An 18,965-nucleotide genomic window follows, 5' to 3' on the forward strand; every position below is an offset into this window, starting at 1 on the left:
GTCCAGGGGCCACGATCGGCAGTTCTGCTTGGGTCCGAGTCCCCCGCCTTTGCGGGGGAACATGACGATGCGCGTTCCGGTTTGGCGTTCCCTCGTTCGCCCGGCTGATCTACGAGACGGGGATGCGCTGGAAAATCTTATGATCCGCCTCGCCGTGTTCGATTGCGACGGGACGCTCGTCGACAGTCAGGCGAATATCTGCGTCGCGTGCGAGCGGGCGTTCGAGACGGCCGGGCTCGTCCCGCCGCCGCGCGCCGCGATTCGCCGGATCGTCGGGCTCAGCCTGGTCGAGGCGATGCAGATCCTGGTGCCGCAGGGCGACGAGGCGCTGCACCGCACGCTCGCGACGGACTACAAGGCCGCGTTCCATGCGATGCGAACGAGCGGCGAACTGATCGAGGAGCCGCTGTTCGAGGGGATCGCCGACGTGCTGGCGACGCTCGCCGACGATGGCTGGATGCTGGGCGTCGCGACGGGCAAGTCGGACCGCGGGCTTGCGCATGTCCTCGCCGCGCACGGCATCGCCGACCGGTTCGTGACGTTGCAGACCGCAGACCGGCATCCGTCAAAGCCCGATCCGGCGATGCTGTTCGCGGCGATCAAGGAGGCGGGGGCGAGCCCGGCGACAACCGCGATGATCGGCGATACGAGCTATGACATGGCGATGGCACGCGCCGCGGGCGCACGCGCGGTCGGCGTCACCTGGGGCTATCACGCGGTCGACGAACTGGCGGAGGCCGGCGCGGACGTCGTTGCCGAGACGGTGCCGGCGCTGCGCCATCTGGTGAGCGCGTCGTGACGGAGGCCGATCGCCTGGCGCAGCGGCGCTGGTTCGTGCTGGTCGGCGTGCGGCTCGCGGGCGTGGCGGGCGCGGTGCTCGGGCTGGTGCTGATCGCACGCGCCTATAGCTGGGGGCCGAAGATCCTCGGCACCGCGATCGTGCTGTCGGCGATGGCGATGATCGCGATCGTGCCGCGCAGCCTGGCGCAGCGCTGGCGCACGCCCACCGAATGACCGGACAGGACGCATGAAGAGATTCTGGACAGACGTCGCGATCGATGCGGATCGCGTGGTGACGCTCGACGGCAAGCCGGTCCGCACCCCCGGGCGACGGCCGCTCGCGCTGCCGACCGATGCGCTGGCGCAGGCGGTGGCGGAGGAATGGCGCAGCGTCGGCGAGACGATCGATCCGCGGACGATGCCGCTGACCGGGCTCGCCAATGCCGCGACCGATCCGATCGCGAACGATCCGGCGCAGTTCGCCGCGCGGCTGGCGGCCTATGGCGAGAGCGACCTGCTCTGCTATCGCGCGGACGGGCCGCCGCCGCTGGTCGAGCGGCAGGCGGCGCGCTGGGACCCGCTGCTCGACTGGGCGCGCGCGCGGTACGACGTGACGTTCGCGGTGACGGCGGGGGTGATGCACGTCGCGCAGGCCCCCGCGACGATCGCGCGGCTGCACGAGGCGGTCGCGGCGCATGACGATTTCCACCTTGCCGGGCTGTCGCCGGTCGTCACGCTGACGGGGTCGCTGGTGATCGGGCTGGCGCTGGTCGAGGGGGAGATCGACGGCGATGCGGCCTGGGCGGCGGCGGGGATCGACGAGGACTGGTCGATCGAGATGTGGGGCGAGGACTGGCAGGCGGCGCAGCTGCGCGAGCTCAAGCGCCAGGAATTCGCGCGTGGTGTCGCGTTTCTGGAGATGCTGTAGGCTTTCGTCATCCTGGACCCGATCCAGGATGACGGGGGGTCAGCGCGTCAGGCGGCGGATGAAGCCGATCAGGCCGGTCTGGCGCGAGCGCTTGAGGCGTTCGGCGGCGAGGATCGTCTTCACGCCGCGGATGCAGCTGTCGACGTCGTCATTGACCAGGACGTAATCATAGCCGTCCCAGTGGCTGACCTCGTTCGCGGCGCGCGACATGCGCGCGTCGATCACTTCGGTCGAGTCGGTGCCGCGGCTGGTGAGGCGGCGGTGGAGTTCCTCCATCGACGGCGGGAAGATGAAGACGCGGACGACGTCGCCGCCCGCGATCTGGAACAGCTGCTGCGCGCCCTGCCAGTCGATGTCGAACAGCACATCCTTGCCGGCGGCCAGCATTTCCTCGACCTGCGCGCGCGGGGTGCCGTAGCGATGGTTGAAAACATGCGCCCATTCGAGGAATTCGTCCTTCGCGACCATGTCGCGAAAGCCCTCGAGGTCGGTGAAATGATAGTCCTTGCCGTCGACTTCGCCCGGGCGCATCGCGCGGGTCGTCACCGAGACCGACATCTCCAGCTCATGCTCGTCGGCGAGCAATCGGCGCGCGATCGTCGACTTGCCGGCGCCCGATGGCGAGGACAGGACGAACAGGACGCCGCGGCGACGGAAACCATGCGGGTCGGACGGAAGTGTGTGGGGCATGCGCGCCCTTGCCGCGGACTGCGCATGGGCGTCAACCCATGCACAGCCCGCGCGTGTCATTCTGGCGGCGGATCAGTAGCCCGACTTGCGCGCCCGGTTGCGGTCATAGGCCTTCTTGGCCGCATAGCCGCCGCCGAGGATCATGCCGAGCGGGCCCATGCGACGCAGCACGCTCATCGCGACCACGCCCTTGACCGCACCCGAGGTGCCGCCGCTGCCACCGCTGCGCCGACCCATTTCGCGGCCAACCAATGCACTGATGATACGTCCGATCATGACTTAACCTCTCCGAAAACCTGGTCCTTGAGTTCCGCTGCACCGCGCAGCACCGCCCAGCCGATCGCGTAGGTCACGGCCAGCGGCACGACGATCTTGAGCACGTTGGCGGTGACCGCACCGATGATCGCGCCGTCTGCATTGCCGTCATCGCCGCTGAGCGAGTCGATGCCTGCGCCGATCAGCGCGCCTATGGTCGTTGCGCCCACGTAATTTCTCCTTCGCGTGTGGCGGGTTAGCGCGCGAACCGCGTTTGGGTTCCCGCGGGTGCGCCCCGCCTTCCCCCGTTCGCCCTGAGCGACGTCGAAGGGTGTGCCGCAAGCGACGGTGCTTCGACTTCGCTCAGCACGAACGGGGTCGGGGGAGGCGTTAGCGGCCGAGCATCGACTCGGGCCGCACGACCCGGTCGAAGGTCTCCGCATCGACCAGCCCGAGTGCGAGGCCGGCCTCTTTCAGCGTCAGCCCCTCGGCATGCGCGTGCTTGGCGATCTTCGCGGCCGCGTCATAGCCGATCTCGGGGGCGAGCGCGGTGACCAGCATCAGCGAGCGGTCGAGCAGGTCGGCGATGCGATCGCGATTGGGTTCGATGCCGTCGACGCAGCGCTCCGCAAAGCCCTCCATCGCGGTCGCGAGCAGGTCGATCGAGCGCAGCACGTTCGCGCCGATCAGCGGCTTGAAGACATTCAGCTCGAGATGGCCCTGCATTCCGCCGATGGTGGCCGCGACATGGTTGCCCATCACCTGGCCTGCGACCATCGTCAGCATCTCGCACTGGGTGGGGTTGACCTTGCCGGGCATGATCGAGCTGCCGGGCTCGTTCGCGGGCAGGTCGATCTCGCCGAAGCCGCAGCGCGGGCCGCTGCCCAGCAGGCGGATGTCGTTGGCGATCTTGGTCAGCGCGACCGCGAGCGTGTTGAGCGTGCCCGAGAGGTGGACGAGCGGGTCGTTCGAGGCGAGCGCCTCGAAGCTGTTCTCCGCGGGGATGAACGGATGGCCGGTCAGGTCGGAGACCGCCTTGCAGAAATCCGCGGCGAACCCCCTGGGCGCGTTGAGCCCGGTGCCGACCGCAGTGCCGCCCTGCGCGAGCCGGTTGGTGCCGTTGGTGACGCCCGGCTCGATCCGGCGGCCGCAGCGATAGACCTGATTGGCATACGCACCGAATTCCTGCCCCAGCGTGAGCGGCGTCGCGTCCTGCAAATGCGTGCGGCCGATCTTGACGATGTCGTCCCAAGCGTCCGCCTTCGCCTGCAGCGCGGTCTTCAGCCGGTCGAGCGCGGGGAAGAGCTTGCGCGTCACGGCGAGCGAGGCGGCGATGTGGAGCGCGGTCGGGAAGCTGTCGTTCGACGACTGGCTCATGTTAACATGGTCGTTGGGGTGGACCGGCGACTTGCCGCCGCGCGTGCCGGTGAGCATTTCGTTGGCGCGGCCGGCGATCACCTCGTTGACGTTCATGTTCGACTGGGTGCCGCTGCCGGTCTGCCAGATGACGAGCGGGAACTGGTCGTCGAGCGTGCCGTCGATCACCTCCTGCGCGGCGGCGTCGATCGCGTCGGCGATTGTGGCGTCGAGGCCGTGCGCGCGGTTCACGCGCGCGGCGGCCTGTTTGACGAGCGCCAATGCGTGGACGATCTCGATCGGCATGCGTTCGCGGGTACCGAACGGGAAATTCTCGACCGATCGCTCGGTCTGCGCGCCCCAATAGGCCTGGGCAGGAACTTCGATCGGGCCGATCGAGTCGGTTTCTGTGCGGGTGTTGGTCATGGCCTACCTACGCCGTCATGCCGGGCTTGTTCCGGTATGGCGGCGTAGAGCAGAAGGCCGACATGGGAGTAAATCCCATGTCGTCGACCGCGCGGTGCGCGTCGGCCGGCCGTTCGCGTCGCTTTGCGACCGGCGATCAGCTTTGCCTGATCGCCTCGCTCCAGCTCACTTCTTCCGCTTGAAATCCACGGCGACGACGTTCGAGCCGTCTTCGATCGGCACCGCGGTCGGGCCGTCATTCTCGGCCGGGTCATGCTCGCCGAGCGACTCGTCCGCGCCTTCCTGCGCCTGGAAGCGCAGTTCGAAGCTGACCGCGGGATCCTGGAATGCGGTGATCGCCGAATAGGGGATGACCAGCTTCGACGGGACCTGGTTGAACGACAGACCGATCGAGAAGCGCTCGTCGTCGACGACGAGGTCCCAGTAGCGGTTCTGCATGACGATCGTCATCTCGTCCGGGAAGCGTTCGATCAGCCGCTTGGGGATGTCGACGCCGGGCGCCTGCGTCTTGAAGGTGATGTAGAAATGATGCTCGCCGGGAAGCCCGCCGGCCTCCGACACGGAACCGAGCACGCGGCCAACGACGGCACGCAGGGCTTCTTGCACGATCTCGTCGTACGGAATCAGGCTATCGGGCAGTCCATCACTCATTCCCCTTGGGTAGCGGTATTCGGATGGCGGTCAAGATTGCATGCGTCGTGGCGCACGTTATGGGAGGTGGCATGCGCACCGCCACGATTTCCCGCTCCACCGCCGAGACGGCGATCGACGTCACCATCAACCTCGACGGGACCGGCGTTTACGACGTCGAGACCGGCGTCGGCTTCTTCGACCACATGCTCGAACAGCTCTCGCGCCATTCGCTGATCGACTTGCACGTCCGCACCAAGGGCGACCTGCATATCGACGAGCATCACACCGTCGAGGATACGGGCATCGCGATCGGCCAGGCGTTCGCGCAGGCGCTCGGCGACAAGCGCGGCATCGCGCGCTACGGCGATGCGCTGTCGCCGATGGACGAGACCCTCACGCGGGTCGCGCTCGACATTTCCGGGCGGCCCTGGCTCGTCTGGAAGGACCTGTTCTCGCAGACGCGGCTGGGCGGCATGGACACCGAGATGTTCGAGCATTTCTTCCACAGCTTCGCGCAGGCGGCGGGCATCACGCTGCACGTCGAGACGCTGTACGGCACCAACAACCACCATATCGCCGAGGCCGCGTTCAAGGGCGTCGCGCGCGCACTGCGCACCGCGATCGAGATCGACCCGCGCAAGGCCGACGCGATTCCGTCGACCAAGGGGATGCTGTGACGCTCGCGCTGATCGATTACGGCGCGGGGAACCTGCATTCGGTCGAGAACGCGCTGCGCACCGCGGGCTGTAGCGACCTGATCGTCACCGCCGATGCGGACGTCGTCGCGAAGGCCGAGCGGATCGTGCTGCCGGGCGTCGGCGCTTACGGGGCGTGCGCGGCGGCGTTGCGCGCGGTGCCGGGGATGGTCGAGGCGCTGAACCGGCGCGTGCGCGACGAGGGTGCGCCGTTTCTCGGCATCTGCGTCGGCATGCAGCTGATGGCCGAGGCGGGCGAGGAAATGGGGACGCATGCCGGGCTTGGCTGGGTGCCGGGGCGCGTGCGACGGCTCGAGCCGGGGACGATGGACGCGAAGGTGCCGCATATGGGCTGGAACGACGTCGTGCCGGCCACCGCGCATCTGCTGATCGCGCCGGGCGAGGCGTATTTCCTGCACAGCTTCGCGTTTGAAGGCGCCGACGTGCTTGCGACCACCGATCATGCCGGTCCCGTCACCGCGGCGATCGGCCGCGACACGATGATCGGCGTGCAATTTCATCCTGAGAAGAGCCAGCGCTACGGCCTGGCCTTGCTCGAACGTTTTCTGGAGTGGCGGCCGTGAGCCTTATCGTTTTCCCCGCGATCGACCTCAAGGCCGGTCAGGTCGTCCGCCTCGCCGAGGGCGATATGGACCGTGCGACCGTCTATGGGGACGATCCCGCGGCGCAGGCGATGCTGTTCGCGAGCGCAGGTGCCGAGCATCTGCACGTCGTCGATCTCGACGGCGCGTTTGCAGGGGCTTCGGTCAATGGCGACGCGGTGCGCGCGATTGTCTCGCAGTTTCCGGGGCATGTGCAGCTCGGCGGCGGGATCCGGACGCGTGCCAATGTCGAGGGCTGGTTCGATCTGGGCGTGTCGCGGGTCGTGATCGGCACCGCGGCGCTCGAGGATCCCGACTTCGTGCGCGGCGTGGCGAAGGATTTTCCGGGCGGCATCGTCGTCGCGGTCGATGCGAAGGACGGCATGGTCGCGACCAAGGGCTGGGCCGATGTCTCGACCACCAGCGCGGTCGATCTCGCGCGCCGGTTCGAGGATGCGGGCGTGGCGTCTCTGCTGTTCACCGATGTGGGGCGCGACGGGATGCTGAAGGGGTGCAACGTCGAGGCGACCGTCGACCTTGCGCGGTCGGTCGACATTCCGGTGATCGCGAGCGGCGGGGTGAAGGGGATCGCCGAGATCCACGTTCTCGCGCTGCATGTCCGGGACGGGGTCGAGGGCGTGATCACGGGGCGCGCCTTGTACGACGGGCGGCTCGATCTCGCGGCGGCGTTGAGCGTGGCGAAGGCGGCATGAGGGTTCACGCGGAGACGCGGAGACGCGGAGATAGTGGTTTCGCGCAGAGGCGCAGAGGACGCAGAGCCGACCGCGTCAGCGGTCCCTCCATCCTCGCAAACGTTAGAATCCTGCACGCTGCTGCAGGCACGCGCTTCTCTCTCTTCTCTGCGCCCTCTGCGCCTCTGCGCGAAATAGCCTTCTCAGCGGCTCCGCCGCGTCTCCGCGTCTCCGCGTCTCCGCGTGAACCACTTCTTCGAGACCCCGCATGACCGTCCGCGCGCGCGTGATCCCGTGTCTCGACGTCGCCGACGGCCGCGTCGTGAAGGGCGTGAACTTCGTCGAGCTGCGCGACGCGGGCGACCCGGTCGAGCAGGCGCGCGCCTATGACGCCGCCGGGGCGGACGAATTGTGCTTTCTCGATATCGGCGCGAGCCATGAGGGCCGGGGCACGATCCTCGACGTCGTGCGGCGGACGGCGGCGGTGTGCTTCATGCCGCTGACGGTCGGCGGCGGCGTGCGGACCGCGGACGATGCGCGCGCGCTGTTGCTGGCGGGCGCGGACAAGGTCGCGGTCAATTCCGCCGCGGTCGAGCGACCCGAACTCGTCGCCGATATCGCCGAACGCTTCGGCAGCCAGTGCTGCGTCGCGAGTGTCGATGCGCGGCGCTCGGGCGAAGGTTGGGAAGTGTTCACGCATGGCGGCCGGCGCGCGACCGGGATCGACGCGATCGCGCATGCGGTGAAGCTCGCCGACCTCGGCGCGGGGGAACTGCTCGTCACCTCGATGGACCGCGACGGCACGCGCAGCGGCTATGACCTCAACCTGATCCGCGCGATCGCCGACCGCGTCGCGGTGCCCGTGGTCGCGAGCGGCGGGGTCGGCGGGCTCGACGATCTGGTCGCCGGGATCCGCGACGGGCATGCGAGCGCGGTGCTCGCCGCATCGATCTTCCACTTCGGCCAGGCGTCGATCGGCGACGCGCACGCCGCGCTGGCGGCTGCGGGGATCCCGGTGCGGACCCCCTTGCGGTCGGCCTGACCGGCATGGCGACGCTGCCGCTGGTCGCGGTGCAGTCGGGGCATAGCGGCGTGGTGCATCCGCGTACCGGCCCCGAAGCGTCGGACATCGCGCTGTTCGCGGTCGCCGCGATCGGCGTCTGGCTGGTCCGCCGCGCGCTGCGCAAGCGGTTCCTGAAGCGGCCGCCGCGCGCAAAGGATTGACCCACCCGCACGCCTGCGTCAGCACGCGCGGCATGGCAGACCCCGTTTTCGACCGCCTGGAGGCGACCATCCGCGCGCGCCGCGATTCGCCCGCCGACACCTCCTATACCGCCAGCCTGTTCGCACGCGGCCGCCCCAAGATCGCGCAGAAGCTCGGCGAGGAAGCGGTCGAGACGGTGATTGCGGCATGTTCGGGCGACGAGGCGAGCATCGTCCCCGAGGCCGCCGACCTGATGTTCCATCTCGCGGTGCTGCTGGCGGACGCGGGGCTGAGCCTCGATGATGTCCGTGCGGAGCTGGAGCGCCGCGAAGGAGTCGGCGGGTTGGTCGAGAAGGCCGCGCGGACCGGCTGACCCGCCAGCTCCGTCATTCCTGCGAAGGCGGGAAGCCGGACTGGCTGGCCGACCCGCGGGATCGCTGAAGTCCAGATATGGATCCCCGCCTTCGCGGGGATGACGAAGGTTGGTAGGATGCCCCGAAAGGAGCCTGCCCCATGCCGATCGACGCCACCCAGCCCTATGATGATCAGAACATCTTCGCGAAGATCCTGCGCGGCGAGATCCCGTCCAAGCGGGTCTATGACGACGACTTCGCGATCGCGTTCCACGACATCAACCCGCAGGCGCCGACGCATCTGCTGGTGATCCCCAAGGGCGCCTATGTCTCGTGGGACGATTTCTCCGCGCGTGCGGGCGATGCGGAGATCGCCGGGTTCATCCGCGCGGTCGGGACAGTCGCGCGCGCCGCGGGGCTGGTCGAGCCGGGCTATCGCCTGCTCGCGAACATCGGCCAGCACGGGCATCAGGAGGTGCCGCATCTGCACGTTCATGTCTTTGGCGGGCGTCCGCTTGGCCCGATGCTGGCCGGATAGCGCGGCTTTCCGCCACTAAAGGATTGCGCGTAATAAAATTGCCATTAGGCTTCCCGGCTTGAGCAAGGGGGCCAGTGAACCGGCCCTCACAACCCCCGGGGGGAACCGAATTGATTTTTGGTCGCGTTAAGTCACTGGACGCCATTCTGGCGACGGCGGAGAAGAAATCGCTCCACCGATCGCTGGGCGCGTTCCAGCTAACCATGCTCGGCATCGGTTGCGTGATCGGCACGGGTATCTTCGTGCTGACCTCCGCCGCCGCGCAGAAGGCCGGGCCGGGCATGATCCTGAGCTTCGTCGTCGCCGGCGCGGTCTGCGTCGTCGCCGCGCTCTGCTATGCCGAGATCGCGGCGATGGCCCCGGTCGCGGGCTCCGCCTACACCTACACCTATTCGGTCATGGGCGAGCTGCTCGCCTGGACGGTCGGATGGGCGCTGATCCTCGAATATGCGGTGGCCGCGAGCGCCGTGTCGGTCGGCTGGTCCGGCTATTTCGCGGGCTCGATCTTGCACGAGACGTTCGGGATAACACTCCCGACCTGGCTGTCGCACGGGCCGTACATGCCCGGCGGGTTCATCAACCTGCCCGCGGTCGTCATCTCGCTGCTGATCACCTGGCTGCTGATGATCGGCACGACCGAGAGCGCGCGCGTCAATGCGGTGCTGGTGACGATCAAGGTCGTCGCGCTCACTGCGTTCGTCGCGCTGACGCTGCCCAAAACGCATGGCAGCAATTTCGAGCCGTTCCTCCCCACCGGCATCCTCGGCAGCAACGGGCTGGGCGTGGTCGGCGCGGCGGCGACGATCTTCTTCGCCTATGTCGGCTTCGACGCGGTCTCGACTGCGGCCGAGGAGACCAAGGATCCGCAGCGCAACGTGCCGATCGGGCTGATCGCCTCGCTCGGCATCTGCACCGTGTTCTACATGCTGGTCGCAGCGGGTGCGATCGGCACGATCGGCGGACAGCCGCTGTTCGGCGCCGATGGCGTGCCGTTCACCACCGGGTCGGCCGAACTCGCGCGCGCCTGCCTGATCCCTGCCAATGCCCAGGCGCTGGTCTGTTCGAACGAGGCGCTGGCGCATGTCCTGCGTCAGGTCGGCTATGCCAATGTCGGCAACTGGATGGGCTATGCCGCCGGTCTTGCGCTGCCGTCGGTGATCCTGATCCTGATGTTCGGCCAGACGCGCATCTTCTTCGTGATGAGCCGTGACGGCCTGCTGCCCGAAGTGCTGAGCCGCGTGCATCCCAAGTGGAAGACGCCGCATATCGTCACCGCGATCACCGGCGTGTTCGTCGCGTTCGCCGCCGCGTTCCTGCCGGTCGGGCAGCTCGCGGACATCGCCAATGCGGGGACGCTCTACGCGTTCATGATGGTCGCGATCGCGCTGCTGATCCTGCGCAAGCGCGAGCCGAACCGGCATCGTCCGTTCCGCACCCCGGCGGCCTGGATCGTCGCGCCGCTGACGATCGTCGGCTGCATCGGGCTGTACTTCTCGCTTCCCTATGAGGCGATGGCGGTGCTGCCGATCTGGGGCGCGGTCGGCCTCGTGATCTATTTCCTCTATGGCTACCGCAAGAGCTATCTCGGGCGCGGCATGGCCGATGGCGGCGAGCCGATCGACATGGCGCCCCCGGGCAGCCACTNATCCCCGCGAAGGCGGGGATCCCTATCCTCCAGCGTTTGCGAGTCTGTCGCGCGGCCGGCCAATATGGGTTCCCGCCTGCGCGGGAATGACGGTTCGGTTCGTCAGCCGATATGCTTGGCGGCGAGCGCCTTCATGTCGACCATCGGGCGGGCGCCGACATGGCTGATGATCTCGGCCGCGCAGACCGCACCGAGCTTGAGCGAGGCGTGGAGGTCGTGGCCCTGTGCCTGGCCGTGGAGGAAGCCCGCCGCGAACAGGTCGCCCGCGCCGGTCGTGTCGACGACCTTCGCGATCGGCTCGGCCTTCACTTCGGCGCGCGTGCCGTTCTGGATCGCGCAGGCGCCGTGTTCGCCGCGGGTGACGACCAAAGTCGGGACCTGCGCCGAGATCTTGGCGACTGCCGCGTCGAAATCCTCGGTCTCGGCAAGCGCCGCGAGTTCGCTCTCGTTGGCGAACAGGATGTCGATCAGCCCGTCGCTGAGCAGCTGGCGGAAATCGCCGCCGTGGCGCGAGATGCAGAACACGTCGCTGAGCGTGAAGGCGACCTTGCGCCCCGCACCACGTGCGCAATCGATCGCGGCGCGCATTGCGGCGCGCGGCTCTTCGGGATCCCAGAGATAGCCCTCGAGATACAGGATCGCGCTGTCGGCGATCATCGCGGTGTCGATCGCCGCGGCGGGGAGGAACTGCCCTGCGCCGAGGAAGGTGTTCATCGTCCGCTGGCCATCGGGCGTCACGAAGATCAGGCAGCGGCCGGTGGTCGGGTCGCCGGCGCGGACCGGGGTCGCGAACTCGATGCCGATGCTGCGCACGTCATGCGCGAAGACCTGGCCGAGCTGGTCGTCGGCGACCTGGCCGATGAAACCGCACTTGCCGCCGAGCGCGGCGACGCCGGCGACGGTGTTGGCGGCCGACCCGCCCGAGATTTCCATGCCCGGCCCCATCTTGGCGTAGAGCGCATCGGCTTCTTCCGACGAGAACATCAACTGCATCGAGCCCTTGGCGACACCGATCTCGGCGATGAAGGCGTCGTCGGCGCTGCTCAGAATGTCGACGATGGCATTGCCGATCGCGACGACGTCATAGGTAGGCGTGCTCAAGGGGAGGTCTCCGGACCGAACGGGAAAAGCTCGCCGTAATTGGCGCAGGCGGCAGGCGCAACCGCTGCGGCGCCGGGTGCCCCAACCGTGGACGTCAGCGCAGATAGGCGACGAGGCTGAGGCCGGCGACCTTGCCGAACACAGAATAGCTCGCCTCGAGCATCGTCTTGCGCTGCATCAGGTCCATCGAGATCTGGCCGTAATCCGCGTCCTCATTGTCCGAGACGATCTTCTCGAGCAGCGCGGCGCGATCGGCCGCGCGCGCGCCGAGCGTCTCGATCTGCGCCTGGCGGAGGCCGTTGGCGGCGTTGAGCCCGCGGACCTGCGGCAAGGCGGCGTCGAGCTGCGCGATCGCGGTCTTGAGCGCCGCGGCCTGGCCCGCGCTGGGGCTGGCGCCGATCGGCCCGGCCTCGGCCAGCGTCCGGAACGCGGCGAGCACGCCGTCGCCGAGCTCGCTCGCGGTGACGCCGTAGGTCAGCGTCGCGCCGCCGCCGATCGACGCCGAGGCGCGGACGTCGTCATTGCCGAATGCGGCCTGCGTCGTCGTGCCCGCGGTCTCGGCGAACGTCGCGGGCTTGAACGGGATCGCGTCGCCCTGCGCGCCGGCGAACAGCGGCTCGCTGCCATCGGTCGCGTTGAGCGCGGAGCGGAACTGGCTGAAGGCGCTTTCGATCGCGCTGCCGAGCGCGGGCGTCGCGCCGGTGCCGACCGCAGTCATCAGCTGTGTCCGGAGGTCGCCGGCGATCGTGTCGATCGCGGTGATATTGGCCTCGTACAGCGACAAGGTCGTGCCGAGCCGGGTCGTCGCCGCGCTCTGCGCCGCCTGCATCGACAGCGCACTGCGCGCCGACAACGTGCGGACCGCGGCGCTGCCGAGATCGGCGAGGTCCTTCGCCTTCTTGCCCGAATTGAGCTGCAGCTGCGTCTGCGCGAGCCGCTGCTGCGCCTTCTGGACCGCGTCGGTCAGCGTCCGCTGGAGCGGGATGGTGGCGATGCGGGTCATCGATGCTGGTCCTATCTGATCATGCCGAGGAGCGTGTCGTACATCTCGCTCGCGGTGGTCATGACGCGCGCGGCGGCGTAGCTGTTCTGGAGCACGACCATCTGGCCGAGCTCCTCGTCGATATTGACGCCCGAGACGCTGTCGCGGCGGTTGATCGCGTCGTCGCGGCGTGCGCCCATCTGGTCCGCGCGATCGGTGGCGCGCGACGCGGCGGATCCCGCATCGCCCAGCACGACCGCGGAGAAGCGCGCGATCGTCATCGTCCCCGCATCGCCGAGATCGACCGCGCTCGCCAGCGCATCGACCAGCGCGGTCGCGCCGCGCCGGTCGCTCGGCCCCAGCGCCTTCGTCCCCACCGCGACGGGCTGGAGCCGGGCGAGCGGGAGGCGGGTCGGGTCGGCGAGCACGTCACGGCGGACCCCGGCGCTGTCGAGCCCCGCCCCCGCCGCGCCCAGCCCGGTGATCGCCGCAAAGCCGCGTCCGGTGCCGCCGCGGTCGGTCGTGTCGGACAGGACCGAGAGCATCGCCCCCGATTCGGCGCGGGTGGCCGAGAACCGCAGGCGCCCGACATCGTCGAGCGCGAACTGGCCATAACCGCCGAGCGGACTGGCGTTGAGCTCGTCGATCAGGTCGCCATAGCTCGGCCCCGTCGCCCCCGTCAGTGCATAGCGCGCGACCAGCCGACCCGACGAATCGCGCAACGCGAAATCGACCGCCTCGCCGGCGGCGAAGTGATGCGGATCGGCGGTGGTGAACCCCGAGGGCACGAGCATGCTCGTGTCGCTGCGGACGATGTCGTTCAGCCCGAAATAGTGCGACAGGCCGATCCCCGCGCGCGCGCTCGGCCGCGCGGTGTCCTGCGCCACGGCGACGCCGGTGCCTGGGCCGGTCGCGGCGATGGTGAGCGTGCCGTTGGCGAACGACGCGGTCGCCGCACCGCCCAGGCCGGTATTGATCGCCGCGATCGCATCGTCGACGGTTGCCGCCGCGCCGAGCGCGTCGAAGTCGAGCGTGGTGCCGGCGACCATCGTGCCGTCCGACCGCGTCACCGCGATCAGCGCCGCGCCGGTGAACCCCAGCCGGTCGCCGCCGGTCAGCGCGGTCGCGCGACCGGTGAGCGTCGCCGGCGGCGGCACCGCCGACCCGGTGTTGGACGCGGCGTTGATCGTCCGGGCGAGCCCCGCGAACAGCGTCTCGACCCGCGCCGAAAAGGCGGGCAATTGCCGGTCGCGCAGGTCGAGCAGTCCACCGAGCCGTCCGCCCATCGCCGGCGTGTCGAGCGTCGTCCCGGTCGCCGCGCCGAGTGTGCCGTCCGCCTCGGCGAACCGGACGTCGATCGTCGGATAGACCGGCTGCGCGCTCCCGACCCCGCTGGCGGGATAGGAGAGCTGCCGCAGCCGCTGGTCGAGCAGCGGGACGCCCGAGGCGGTATCGATCGTCACCCGCCCGCTCGGCTGTTCGCGCGCGGTGATGCCGATCAGCCCGCTGAGCTCCTCGAGCGCGGTGGTGCGGCGGTCGGCGGGGCCCGACGCGCTGCGCCCCAGCCCCTGCAGCCGCGAGATCGAGTCGTTGAGCGTGTCGACGGTGCGCAGCAGCGCGTTGACCCGCTCGACCGTGTCACCGACCTCGCCCTCGATATCGCCGCGCAGCACGTCGACGTCGCGACCGAGCTGGCGCATCGATCCGATCGCGTCCTCGACCATGCCGACAAAGGGCGCGGTGACCGCGGACCCGCCATTGGCGCCGGCCATCGCGGTCGCGGTCGCGGCAACCGCGTCGAGCCGAGCGGGCAGCGCGGATTCGGACCCGGTCGCGCCGAGCAGCGACTGCAACCGGTCGAGATAGCCCGCCTCGACCTCCGCACGGCCCGCATCGCCGCTGCGGCCATAGACGGTCGCTTCGAGGAACTTGTCCGCGACGCGGCCGGGTTCGCCGACCACCACGCCGTTGACGCGGCCTGCGGTGACCCCCGTCTGCAACGCGACCGTCTCGCGCGCATAGCCCGGCGTGTTGACGTTCGCCAACATGAACACCACCGGGTTCAAGCGCCAGCGCGCGGCGTTCCAGGACCTGCTCTATCAGCAGGAGACGCGCCCGGGTTCGGCGGCAGGCGGCGACGGCCAGGCCAAGGTGCCGACCGGGATCCAGATCGGCGCGGGCGTGAAGACCGGTGGCGTCTACCGCATCACCGAACAGGGTGCGCCCAACCAGACCGGCAACCGCTATGACATCGCGATCCAGGGGCGCGGCTATTTCCAGGTGACGTTGCCCTCGGGGCAGATCGGCTTCACCCGCGACGGATCGTTCCAGCTATCCGAACAGGGCGAGCTGGTCACTGCGGACGGCTTCCGCGTCGAGCCCGCGATCGTCATCCCGCCCGAGGCGGTCGACGTCGCGATCTCGAAGACCGGCGAGGTCCAGGTCAAGCTCGCCAATGATCCCGCGCTGCAGACCGTCGGCCAGATCCAGCTCGCGACCTTCGTCAACGAGGCGGGGCTCGAGGCGCAGGGCGGCAACCTGTTTCTCGAAACCGCCTCGTCGGGGCAGCCGACCGTCGCCGCGCCGGGCCAGCCGGGCTTTGGCGACACGCTGCAGGGCTTTGTCGAGGCGTCGAACGTCAATCCGGTGTCCGAGATCACCGCGCTGATCACCGCGCAGCGCGCCTATGAAATGAACAGCCGCGTGGTGAAGACCGCGGACGAGATGCTCGCGACCTCGAGCCAGCTCCGATGAGCCGCCTGGCAATCGCCGTCGCGCTGCTGCTGGCATCGGGGGCCGCGTTCCCGGCGCAGGCGGCGGATCCCGTCGAAACGCCCGTCGCGGTGCTCACCCGCGCGATCGCGCGTGGCGACATCCTGAGCGCGACCGATTTCGAACTGCAGCCGCGGGCCGCGGTCGCCGCGCGCGGCGTGCTGGCGGCCGACGCGGCGAGCGGACGCGAGGCGGTGCGCGCGCTGCCCGCCGGCACGATGGTCCGCGCCGGTGACCTCGTGGCGCCCCGGCTGGTGCGCCGCGGCGAGGCGGTGACGCTGTCGCTCCAGGGTCGCGGGTTTGCGATCACCACCACGGCGCGGGCGCTGGCGGCGGGCGGCATTGGCGACGTCGTCCGCGTCGTCGCGCTGTCCACCAACCACAGCGTCGATGGCGTCGTCACCGGCGCGGGCAGCGTCCGCGTCGCTGCGCAATGAGGAGACATGCGATGACCAGACCCGCGACATTGTTCCTGATCCTCGCCGGCGCGACCGCCCTGTCGGGTTGCGGCACGATCGGCCAGCTCAAGACGATCGGCAAGGCGCCGAAACTCAGCGAGATGACCGCGGTCGATACCCCGCTGACCGAGGATTCGCTCGGCCAGCCGAGCCGTCGCCCGGCCGCGCCGCCACTGGCCCTGGCGCCTCCCGACGCATCGCTGTTCCGCGCGGGCGCGGGTGCGTTCCTCGGCGACCAGCGGGCCGCGCGCAGGGGCGACATCCTGACCGTGCGGATCAACGTCGCCGACCGCGCCGAGGTCGGCAACACGACCGCGCGCACGCGCGGCGGGTCGGAGAATGCGGGGCTGACCGCAGCACTCGGGCTCGGCGTCGCGACGCCCGACCCGCTGATCGCCGGCAATTCGAAGTCGCAGTTCAACGGATCGGGCAATATCAGCCGGTCCGAGACGATCAGCATGACGATGTCGGCGATCGTCACCGACGTGCTGCCCAACGGCAATCTGATGATCCGCGGCCGCCAGGAGATCCGCGTCAATTACGAGCTGCGCGAGCTGATCGTGACCGGCATGGTCCGCCCGCAGGACATCAGCCGCGACAACAGCATCCGCCACACGCAGATCGCCGAGGCGCGGATCAGCTATGGCGGCCGCGGCCAGCTGACGCAGGCGCAGCAGGCGCGCTGGGGCCAGCAGATCTACGACGCGCTCTTTCCGTTCTGACGCGCGCGCCCACGCTGCAAATAATCCGCGCAGCGCGACCAACTATCCGGATTTCTTCCCAGAATAAGGAGCGGGTCGGATCTGACCGCTCCGTCGGCGAGCCGCCGTACGGCTCAAGGACGCAGAAGCGACCGACTATTCCAGAAGGAAGAATATCATGGGAATGTCCGTTAACACCAATGTTGGCGCGATGGCGGCCCTCCAGGCCCTCAACGAGACCAGCAAGGGTCTGTCCGTCGTCCAGAGCCGCATCAACAGCGGCCTGAACGTCGCATCGACCAAGGACGATTCGGCAGCCTTCACGATCGCCCAGGGCCTTCGCGGCGATCTGGGTGGCCTCAAGGCGGTCAACTCCTCGCTCAGCCGGGCGAAGAGCGTGGCCGACGTTGCGGTCGCAGGCGCAGAGCAGATCTCGGACGTCGTCAACCAGATGAAGACGCTCGCCAAGCAGGCGTCGGACGATGGCATCAGCGACGAGAGCCGCGCTGCGTACAACAAGGACTTCACCGCCCTTCGCGACCAGATCAGCACGATCGTCGATTCGTCCGAGTTCAACGGTACGAACCTGCTCAAGACCGGCGGCGGCACCGTGAGTGCGTTGCAGTCGCTGACCAACAAGGCAACCGGCACCGACACCTACGATCCCGATACGCTCTCCATCGCCAACCAGGAAATCGACCTGCCAGCGACGGAAACCGCGTCCGCGGGCGTGGGTACCGGCGTGCTCGGCCAGGATTCGGAAATCGACACGGCTGCGAAGGCCAAGGCGATGGTCGATACCCTGGACACGCTGGGCAGCTCGCTCAACACCAAGCTGAGCGATCTCGGCTCGGGGTCGCGCAAGATCGACGCACAGATGACGTTCACCAGCAAGCTGTCGGACGCGATCGAAAGCGGCGTCGGCAAGCTGGTCGACGCGGATCTGGCCAAGGAATCGGCGAAGCTGCAGGCACTGCAGGTCAAGCAGCAGCTTGGCGTTCAGGCGCTGTCGATCGCCAACCAGGCACCGCAGACGATCACCTCGCTGTTCCGGTAAGCCGGTACGAGACACGATCCCGCCAAGTCCCCCAAGCACATCGGCGGGGGGTCGTGGAAACCGGGGTGGCCGATCGGCCATCCCGGTTTTTTCATGCCTGTTTTCAGGCGGCGGCGCGCCTGGATACGGGTAATCCCTTAATAGCCGTGCGGCCCGGTTCGACTAGGGTCGAGCGAACCGGCGGGCGGGCCAGCCACGAACGGCCGGAGAGGATGAGGTCATGGACTACCGCGTTTCGCTGTCGCTCTCGGTCACCGACCCGCATGCGCTGTGGTCCGCCGCGGCGGCCTGTGCGCTGACCGCGCCGGGCATGACGCTCGACGACGTCGTCGAGACGATCGGCAGCGAGCATGATCCCGACATCGCCGACTGCATCGCGCTGCTGCTGCTGTCGCCGCGGATCACCGGCGCGCGAATCGAAGACTTCGCCTGCCGTCGCGCCGGCCGGCCCGAGCGCGTGGCAGACGTCACCCCGTTGCCGACCCGCCCCCGCGCGACGCGGCACGGGCTGAACGCCAACGCCTGAGACACGCCGGGCCGGGGTTCGGCGCAGCGCGCGGACTTGAGCGCGATCAGGCGCGGCGCGCCGCCACCTCGACCAGCAACACGGCCGCGATCGTCGGATCGACCCGGCGCAGTGCCGTGGAGACGTCCTGCGCCAGTCGTCGTGCATCGACCGGCGTCGACGCGGAGGCATGCAGGCGCGCGAATTCGATCGACGCGACCAGCGCCGCCTCGCGCAGTTCGGGCCGACGCGTCTCGATCGCCCCCGCGCCTGCGACATCCGCGGCCTGGAGCACGAGCTTGACCTTCAGCCGTCCGTCCGCGCGATCGCCCTCGACGATCGGTACGTCGAGCGGATCGAGCATCACGAACAGCGGCGACGGCCGTACGGGTTCGCCTTCCGCCCCGCCTCCTTCCGCCCCGCCCCCTTCGGACGCCGCGGCGCCCGGCGCCATGACCGGCACGGTCAGCAGCGCCGCGATCAGCAGCGCGATCTGCTTGGGTGAAGGGCGGGTGCGCATCGCTCGGGCTCCGGTTTATGGTTTCGTCGGGACGTCGCCCCGAATGCCGGCCGATGCCGACGATCCGCAGGT

25 protein-coding genes are annotated in these 18,965 nt (G+C 69.0%); 16 read left to right on the top strand and 9 right to left on the bottom strand.

Annotation, left to right across the window (positions count from 1 at the left end):
- The first annotated feature begins 139 nt into the window (after nt 1–139).
- The 3 genes from IFS44_RS19500 to IFS44_RS19510 are packed head-to-tail and all read left to right on the top strand — an operon-like array spanning nt 140 to nt 1,708.
- Nucleotides 140–799 carry an HAD-IA family hydrolase gene (locus tag IFS44_RS19500; protein WP_192099728.1) on the top strand — a complete coding sequence of 220 codons (660 nt, stop codon included), beginning with the start codon at nt 140–142 and terminating at the stop codon, nt 797–799.
- On the top strand, nt 796–1,014 hold the full coding sequence (locus tag IFS44_RS19505) for a hypothetical protein (RefSeq protein ID WP_037532554.1): 219 nt from the start codon (nt 796–798) through the stop codon (nt 1,012–1,014). The genes IFS44_RS19500 and IFS44_RS19505 overlap by 4 nt, the downstream gene beginning before the upstream one ends.
- Before the next feature lie 13 nt (nt 1,015–1,027).
- Nucleotides 1,028–1,708 (top strand): ATP12 family chaperone protein, encoded by a 681-nt coding sequence (locus IFS44_RS19510; protein WP_192099729.1) that lies wholly within the window; start codon nt 1,028–1,030, stop codon nt 1,706–1,708.
- Nucleotides 1,709–1,747: 39 nt separating this feature from the next.
- Here the strand turns inward: IFS44_RS19510 and gmk are convergent, their stop codons facing one another.
- The 5 genes from gmk to IFS44_RS19535 form a co-directional block, all read right to left on the bottom strand.
- Nucleotides 1,748–2,398: a guanylate kinase gene (gmk, locus tag IFS44_RS19515; RefSeq protein WP_031394372.1), complete on the bottom strand. Its 651-nt coding sequence runs from the start codon at nt 2,396–2,398 to the stop codon at nt 1,748–1,750.
- A 72-nt stretch (nt 2,399–2,470) separates the two neighbouring features.
- The gene (locus IFS44_RS19520; protein ID WP_031440271.1) at nt 2,471–2,674 is read right to left on the bottom strand and encodes a hypothetical protein; all 204 of its coding nucleotides are present in this window, start codon (nt 2,672–2,674) and stop codon (nt 2,471–2,473) included.
- The gene (locus tag IFS44_RS19525; protein ID WP_037530644.1) at nt 2,671–2,883 is read right to left on the bottom strand and encodes a hypothetical protein; all 213 of its coding nucleotides are present in this window, start codon (nt 2,881–2,883) and stop codon (nt 2,671–2,673) included. Before IFS44_RS19525 ends, IFS44_RS19520 begins: the two co-directional genes overlap by 4 nt.
- Before the next feature lie 160 nt (nt 2,884–3,043).
- Nucleotides 3,044–4,435: a class II fumarate hydratase gene (gene fumC, locus IFS44_RS19530; RefSeq protein ID WP_192099730.1), complete on the bottom strand. Its 1,392-nt coding sequence runs from the start codon at nt 4,433–4,435 to the stop codon at nt 3,044–3,046.
- A gap of 165 nt (nt 4,436–4,600) precedes the next feature.
- On the bottom strand, nt 4,601–5,086 hold the full coding sequence (locus IFS44_RS19535) for an SspB family protein (RefSeq protein ID WP_031394376.1): 486 nt from the start codon (nt 5,084–5,086) through the stop codon (nt 4,601–4,603).
- 71 nt (nt 5,087–5,157) lie between these two features.
- On the opposite strand from IFS44_RS19535, the gene hisB reads away from it, so the two are divergent.
- The 8 genes from hisB to IFS44_RS19575 form a co-directional block, all read left to right on the top strand.
- Nucleotides 5,158–5,745 (top strand): imidazoleglycerol-phosphate dehydratase HisB, encoded by a 588-nt coding sequence (gene hisB, locus IFS44_RS19540; protein ID WP_192099731.1) that lies wholly within the window; start codon nt 5,158–5,160, stop codon nt 5,743–5,745.
- Nucleotides 5,742–6,347, top strand: a complete 606-nt coding sequence (gene hisH, locus IFS44_RS19545; RefSeq protein WP_192099732.1) for an imidazole glycerol phosphate synthase subunit HisH — start codon at nt 5,742–5,744, stop codon at nt 6,345–6,347. Before hisB ends, hisH begins: the two co-directional genes overlap by 4 nt.
- Nucleotides 6,344–7,078 carry a 1-(5-phosphoribosyl)-5-[(5-phosphoribosylamino)methylideneamino]imidazole-4-carboxamide isomerase gene (gene hisA, locus IFS44_RS19550; protein ID WP_031394379.1) on the top strand — a complete coding sequence of 245 codons (735 nt, stop codon included), beginning with the start codon at nt 6,344–6,346 and terminating at the stop codon, nt 7,076–7,078. The genes hisH and hisA overlap by 4 nt, the downstream gene beginning before the upstream one ends.
- Nucleotides 7,079–7,325: 247 nt before the next feature.
- Nucleotides 7,326–8,099: an imidazole glycerol phosphate synthase subunit HisF gene (gene hisF / locus IFS44_RS19555; protein WP_192099733.1), complete on the top strand. Its 774-nt coding sequence runs from the start codon at nt 7,326–7,328 to the stop codon at nt 8,097–8,099.
- Nucleotides 8,100–8,104: 5 nt separating this feature from the next.
- A complete protein-coding gene (locus tag IFS44_RS19560) occupies nt 8,105–8,281 on the top strand; it encodes a hypothetical protein (protein WP_166747134.1) in 177 nt (58 codons plus the stop codon).
- Between the two features lie 32 nt (nt 8,282–8,313).
- Nucleotides 8,314–8,634: a phosphoribosyl-ATP diphosphatase gene (locus tag IFS44_RS19565; RefSeq protein ID WP_031394257.1), complete on the top strand. Its 321-nt coding sequence runs from the start codon at nt 8,314–8,316 to the stop codon at nt 8,632–8,634.
- Between the two features lie 140 nt (nt 8,635–8,774).
- Nucleotides 8,775–9,152 (top strand): histidine triad nucleotide-binding protein, encoded by a 378-nt coding sequence (locus IFS44_RS19570; protein ID WP_192099734.1) that lies wholly within the window; start codon nt 8,775–8,777, stop codon nt 9,150–9,152.
- A 110-nt stretch (nt 9,153–9,262) separates the two neighbouring features.
- A partial coding sequence (locus IFS44_RS19575; RefSeq protein WP_056408830.1) for an amino acid permease occupies nt 9,263–10,796 on the top strand: 1,534 nt, incomplete at its 3' end.
- 103 nt (nt 10,797–10,899) lie between these two features.
- On the opposite strand, the gene IFS44_RS19580 is transcribed toward IFS44_RS19575, so the two are convergent.
- The 3 genes from IFS44_RS19580 to IFS44_RS19590 form a co-directional block, all read right to left on the bottom strand.
- On the bottom strand, nt 10,900–11,898 hold the full coding sequence (locus IFS44_RS19580) for an adenosine kinase (RefSeq protein ID WP_056678918.1): 999 nt from the start codon (nt 11,896–11,898) through the stop codon (nt 10,900–10,902).
- 94 nt (nt 11,899–11,992) lie between these two features.
- Nucleotides 11,993–12,901 carry a flagellin gene (locus IFS44_RS19585; protein WP_192099735.1) on the bottom strand — a complete coding sequence of 303 codons (909 nt, stop codon included), beginning with the start codon at nt 12,899–12,901 and terminating at the stop codon, nt 11,993–11,995.
- Nucleotides 12,902–12,912: 11 nt separating this feature from the next.
- Nucleotides 12,913–14,928, bottom strand: coding sequence for a FlgK family flagellar hook-associated protein (locus tag IFS44_RS19590; RefSeq protein WP_192099736.1), 2,016 nt, complete (start codon nt 14,926–14,928; stop codon nt 12,913–12,915).
- Between IFS44_RS19590 and flgG the strand changes: the two genes are divergently transcribed.
- From flgG to IFS44_RS19615, 5 genes are all read left to right on the top strand, one after another.
- Nucleotides 14,927–15,634, top strand: coding sequence for a flagellar basal-body rod protein FlgG (gene flgG / locus IFS44_RS19595; protein ID WP_166747205.1), 708 nt, complete (start codon nt 14,927–14,929; stop codon nt 15,632–15,634). The two genes, IFS44_RS19590 and flgG, sit on opposite strands and share 2 nt — an antisense overlap.
- On the top strand, nt 15,631–16,089 hold the full coding sequence (gene flgA, locus IFS44_RS19600) for a flagellar basal body P-ring formation chaperone FlgA (RefSeq protein ID WP_192099737.1): 459 nt from the start codon (nt 15,631–15,633) through the stop codon (nt 16,087–16,089). Before flgG ends, flgA begins: the two co-directional genes overlap by 4 nt.
- 11 nt (nt 16,090–16,100) lie before the next feature.
- Complete coding sequence (gene flgH, locus IFS44_RS19605; RefSeq protein ID WP_192099738.1) at nt 16,101–16,832, top strand: flagellar basal body L-ring protein FlgH; 732 nt, start codon at nt 16,101–16,103, stop codon at nt 16,830–16,832.
- Between the two features lie 157 nt (nt 16,833–16,989).
- Nucleotides 16,990–17,868: a flagellin gene (locus IFS44_RS19610; RefSeq protein WP_031395278.1), complete on the top strand. Its 879-nt coding sequence runs from the start codon at nt 16,990–16,992 to the stop codon at nt 17,866–17,868.
- 220 nt (nt 17,869–18,088) lie between these two features.
- Nucleotides 18,089–18,394 (top strand): hypothetical protein, encoded by a 306-nt coding sequence (locus IFS44_RS19615; protein ID WP_107045108.1) that lies wholly within the window; start codon nt 18,089–18,091, stop codon nt 18,392–18,394.
- 46 nt (nt 18,395–18,440) lie between these two features.
- Here IFS44_RS19615 and IFS44_RS19620 read toward each other — a convergent pair whose 3' ends face one another.
- Entirely contained in the window at nt 18,441–18,893 is a 453-nt protein-coding gene (locus tag IFS44_RS19620; RefSeq protein WP_192099739.1) for a hypothetical protein, read from the bottom strand.
- Nucleotides 18,894–18,965 lie beyond the last annotated feature (72 nt).

Origin of the sequence: Sphingomonas sp. CFBP 13706 (genome assembly GCF_014842355.1) — a bacterium.
Classification (GTDB): Bacteria; Pseudomonadota; Alphaproteobacteria; order Sphingomonadales; family Sphingomonadaceae; genus Sphingomonas; species Sphingomonas aerolata.

Coding starts and splice junctions, on each gene's coding strand:
- IFS44_RS19500 (WP_192099728.1), top strand. CDS start 140: ATGATCCGCCTCGCCGTGTTCGATTGCGACGGGACGCTCGTCGACAGT.
- IFS44_RS19510 (WP_192099729.1), top strand. CDS start 1,028: ATGAAGAGATTCTGGACAGACGTCGCGATCGATGCGGATCGCGTGGTG.
- gmk (WP_031394372.1), bottom strand. CDS start 2,398: ATGCCCCACACACTTCCGTCCGACCCGCATGGTTTCCGTCGCCGCGGC.
- IFS44_RS19520 (WP_031440271.1), bottom strand. CDS start 2,674: ATGATCGGACGTATCATCAGTGCATTGGTTGGCCGCGAAATGGGTCGG.
- fumC (WP_192099730.1), bottom strand. CDS start 4,435: ATGACCAACACCCGCACAGAAACCGACTCGATCGGCCCGATCGAAGTT.
- IFS44_RS19535 (WP_031394376.1), bottom strand. CDS start 5,086: ATGAGTGATGGACTGCCCGATAGCCTGATTCCGTACGACGAGATCGTG.
- hisB (WP_192099731.1), top strand. CDS start 5,158: ATGCGCACCGCCACGATTTCCCGCTCCACCGCCGAGACGGCGATCGAC.
- hisF (WP_192099733.1), top strand. CDS start 7,326: ATGACCGTCCGCGCGCGCGTGATCCCGTGTCTCGACGTCGCCGACGGC.
- IFS44_RS19560 (WP_166747134.1), top strand. CDS start 8,105: ATGGCGACGCTGCCGCTGGTCGCGGTGCAGTCGGGGCATAGCGGCGTG.
- IFS44_RS19565 (WP_031394257.1), top strand. CDS start 8,314: ATGGCAGACCCCGTTTTCGACCGCCTGGAGGCGACCATCCGCGCGCGC.
- IFS44_RS19570 (WP_192099734.1), top strand. CDS start 8,775: ATGCCGATCGACGCCACCCAGCCCTATGATGATCAGAACATCTTCGCG.
- IFS44_RS19585 (WP_192099735.1), bottom strand. CDS start 12,901: ATGACCCGCATCGCCACCATCCCGCTCCAGCGGACGCTGACCGACGCG.
- flgG (WP_166747205.1), top strand. CDS start 14,927: ATGAACACCACCGGGTTCAAGCGCCAGCGCGCGGCGTTCCAGGACCTG.
- IFS44_RS19590 (WP_192099736.1), bottom strand. CDS start 14,928: ATGTTGGCGAACGTCAACACGCCGGGCTATGCGCGCGAGACGGTCGCG.
- flgA (WP_192099737.1), top strand. CDS start 15,631: ATGAGCCGCCTGGCAATCGCCGTCGCGCTGCTGCTGGCATCGGGGGCC.
- flgH (WP_192099738.1), top strand. CDS start 16,101: ATGACCAGACCCGCGACATTGTTCCTGATCCTCGCCGGCGCGACCGCC.
- IFS44_RS19610 (WP_031395278.1), top strand. CDS start 16,990: ATGGGAATGTCCGTTAACACCAATGTTGGCGCGATGGCGGCCCTCCAG.
- IFS44_RS19615 (WP_107045108.1), top strand. CDS start 18,089: ATGGACTACCGCGTTTCGCTGTCGCTCTCGGTCACCGACCCGCATGCG.
- IFS44_RS19620 (WP_192099739.1), bottom strand. CDS start 18,893: ATGCGCACCCGCCCTTCACCCAAGCAGATCGCGCTGCTGATCGCGGCG.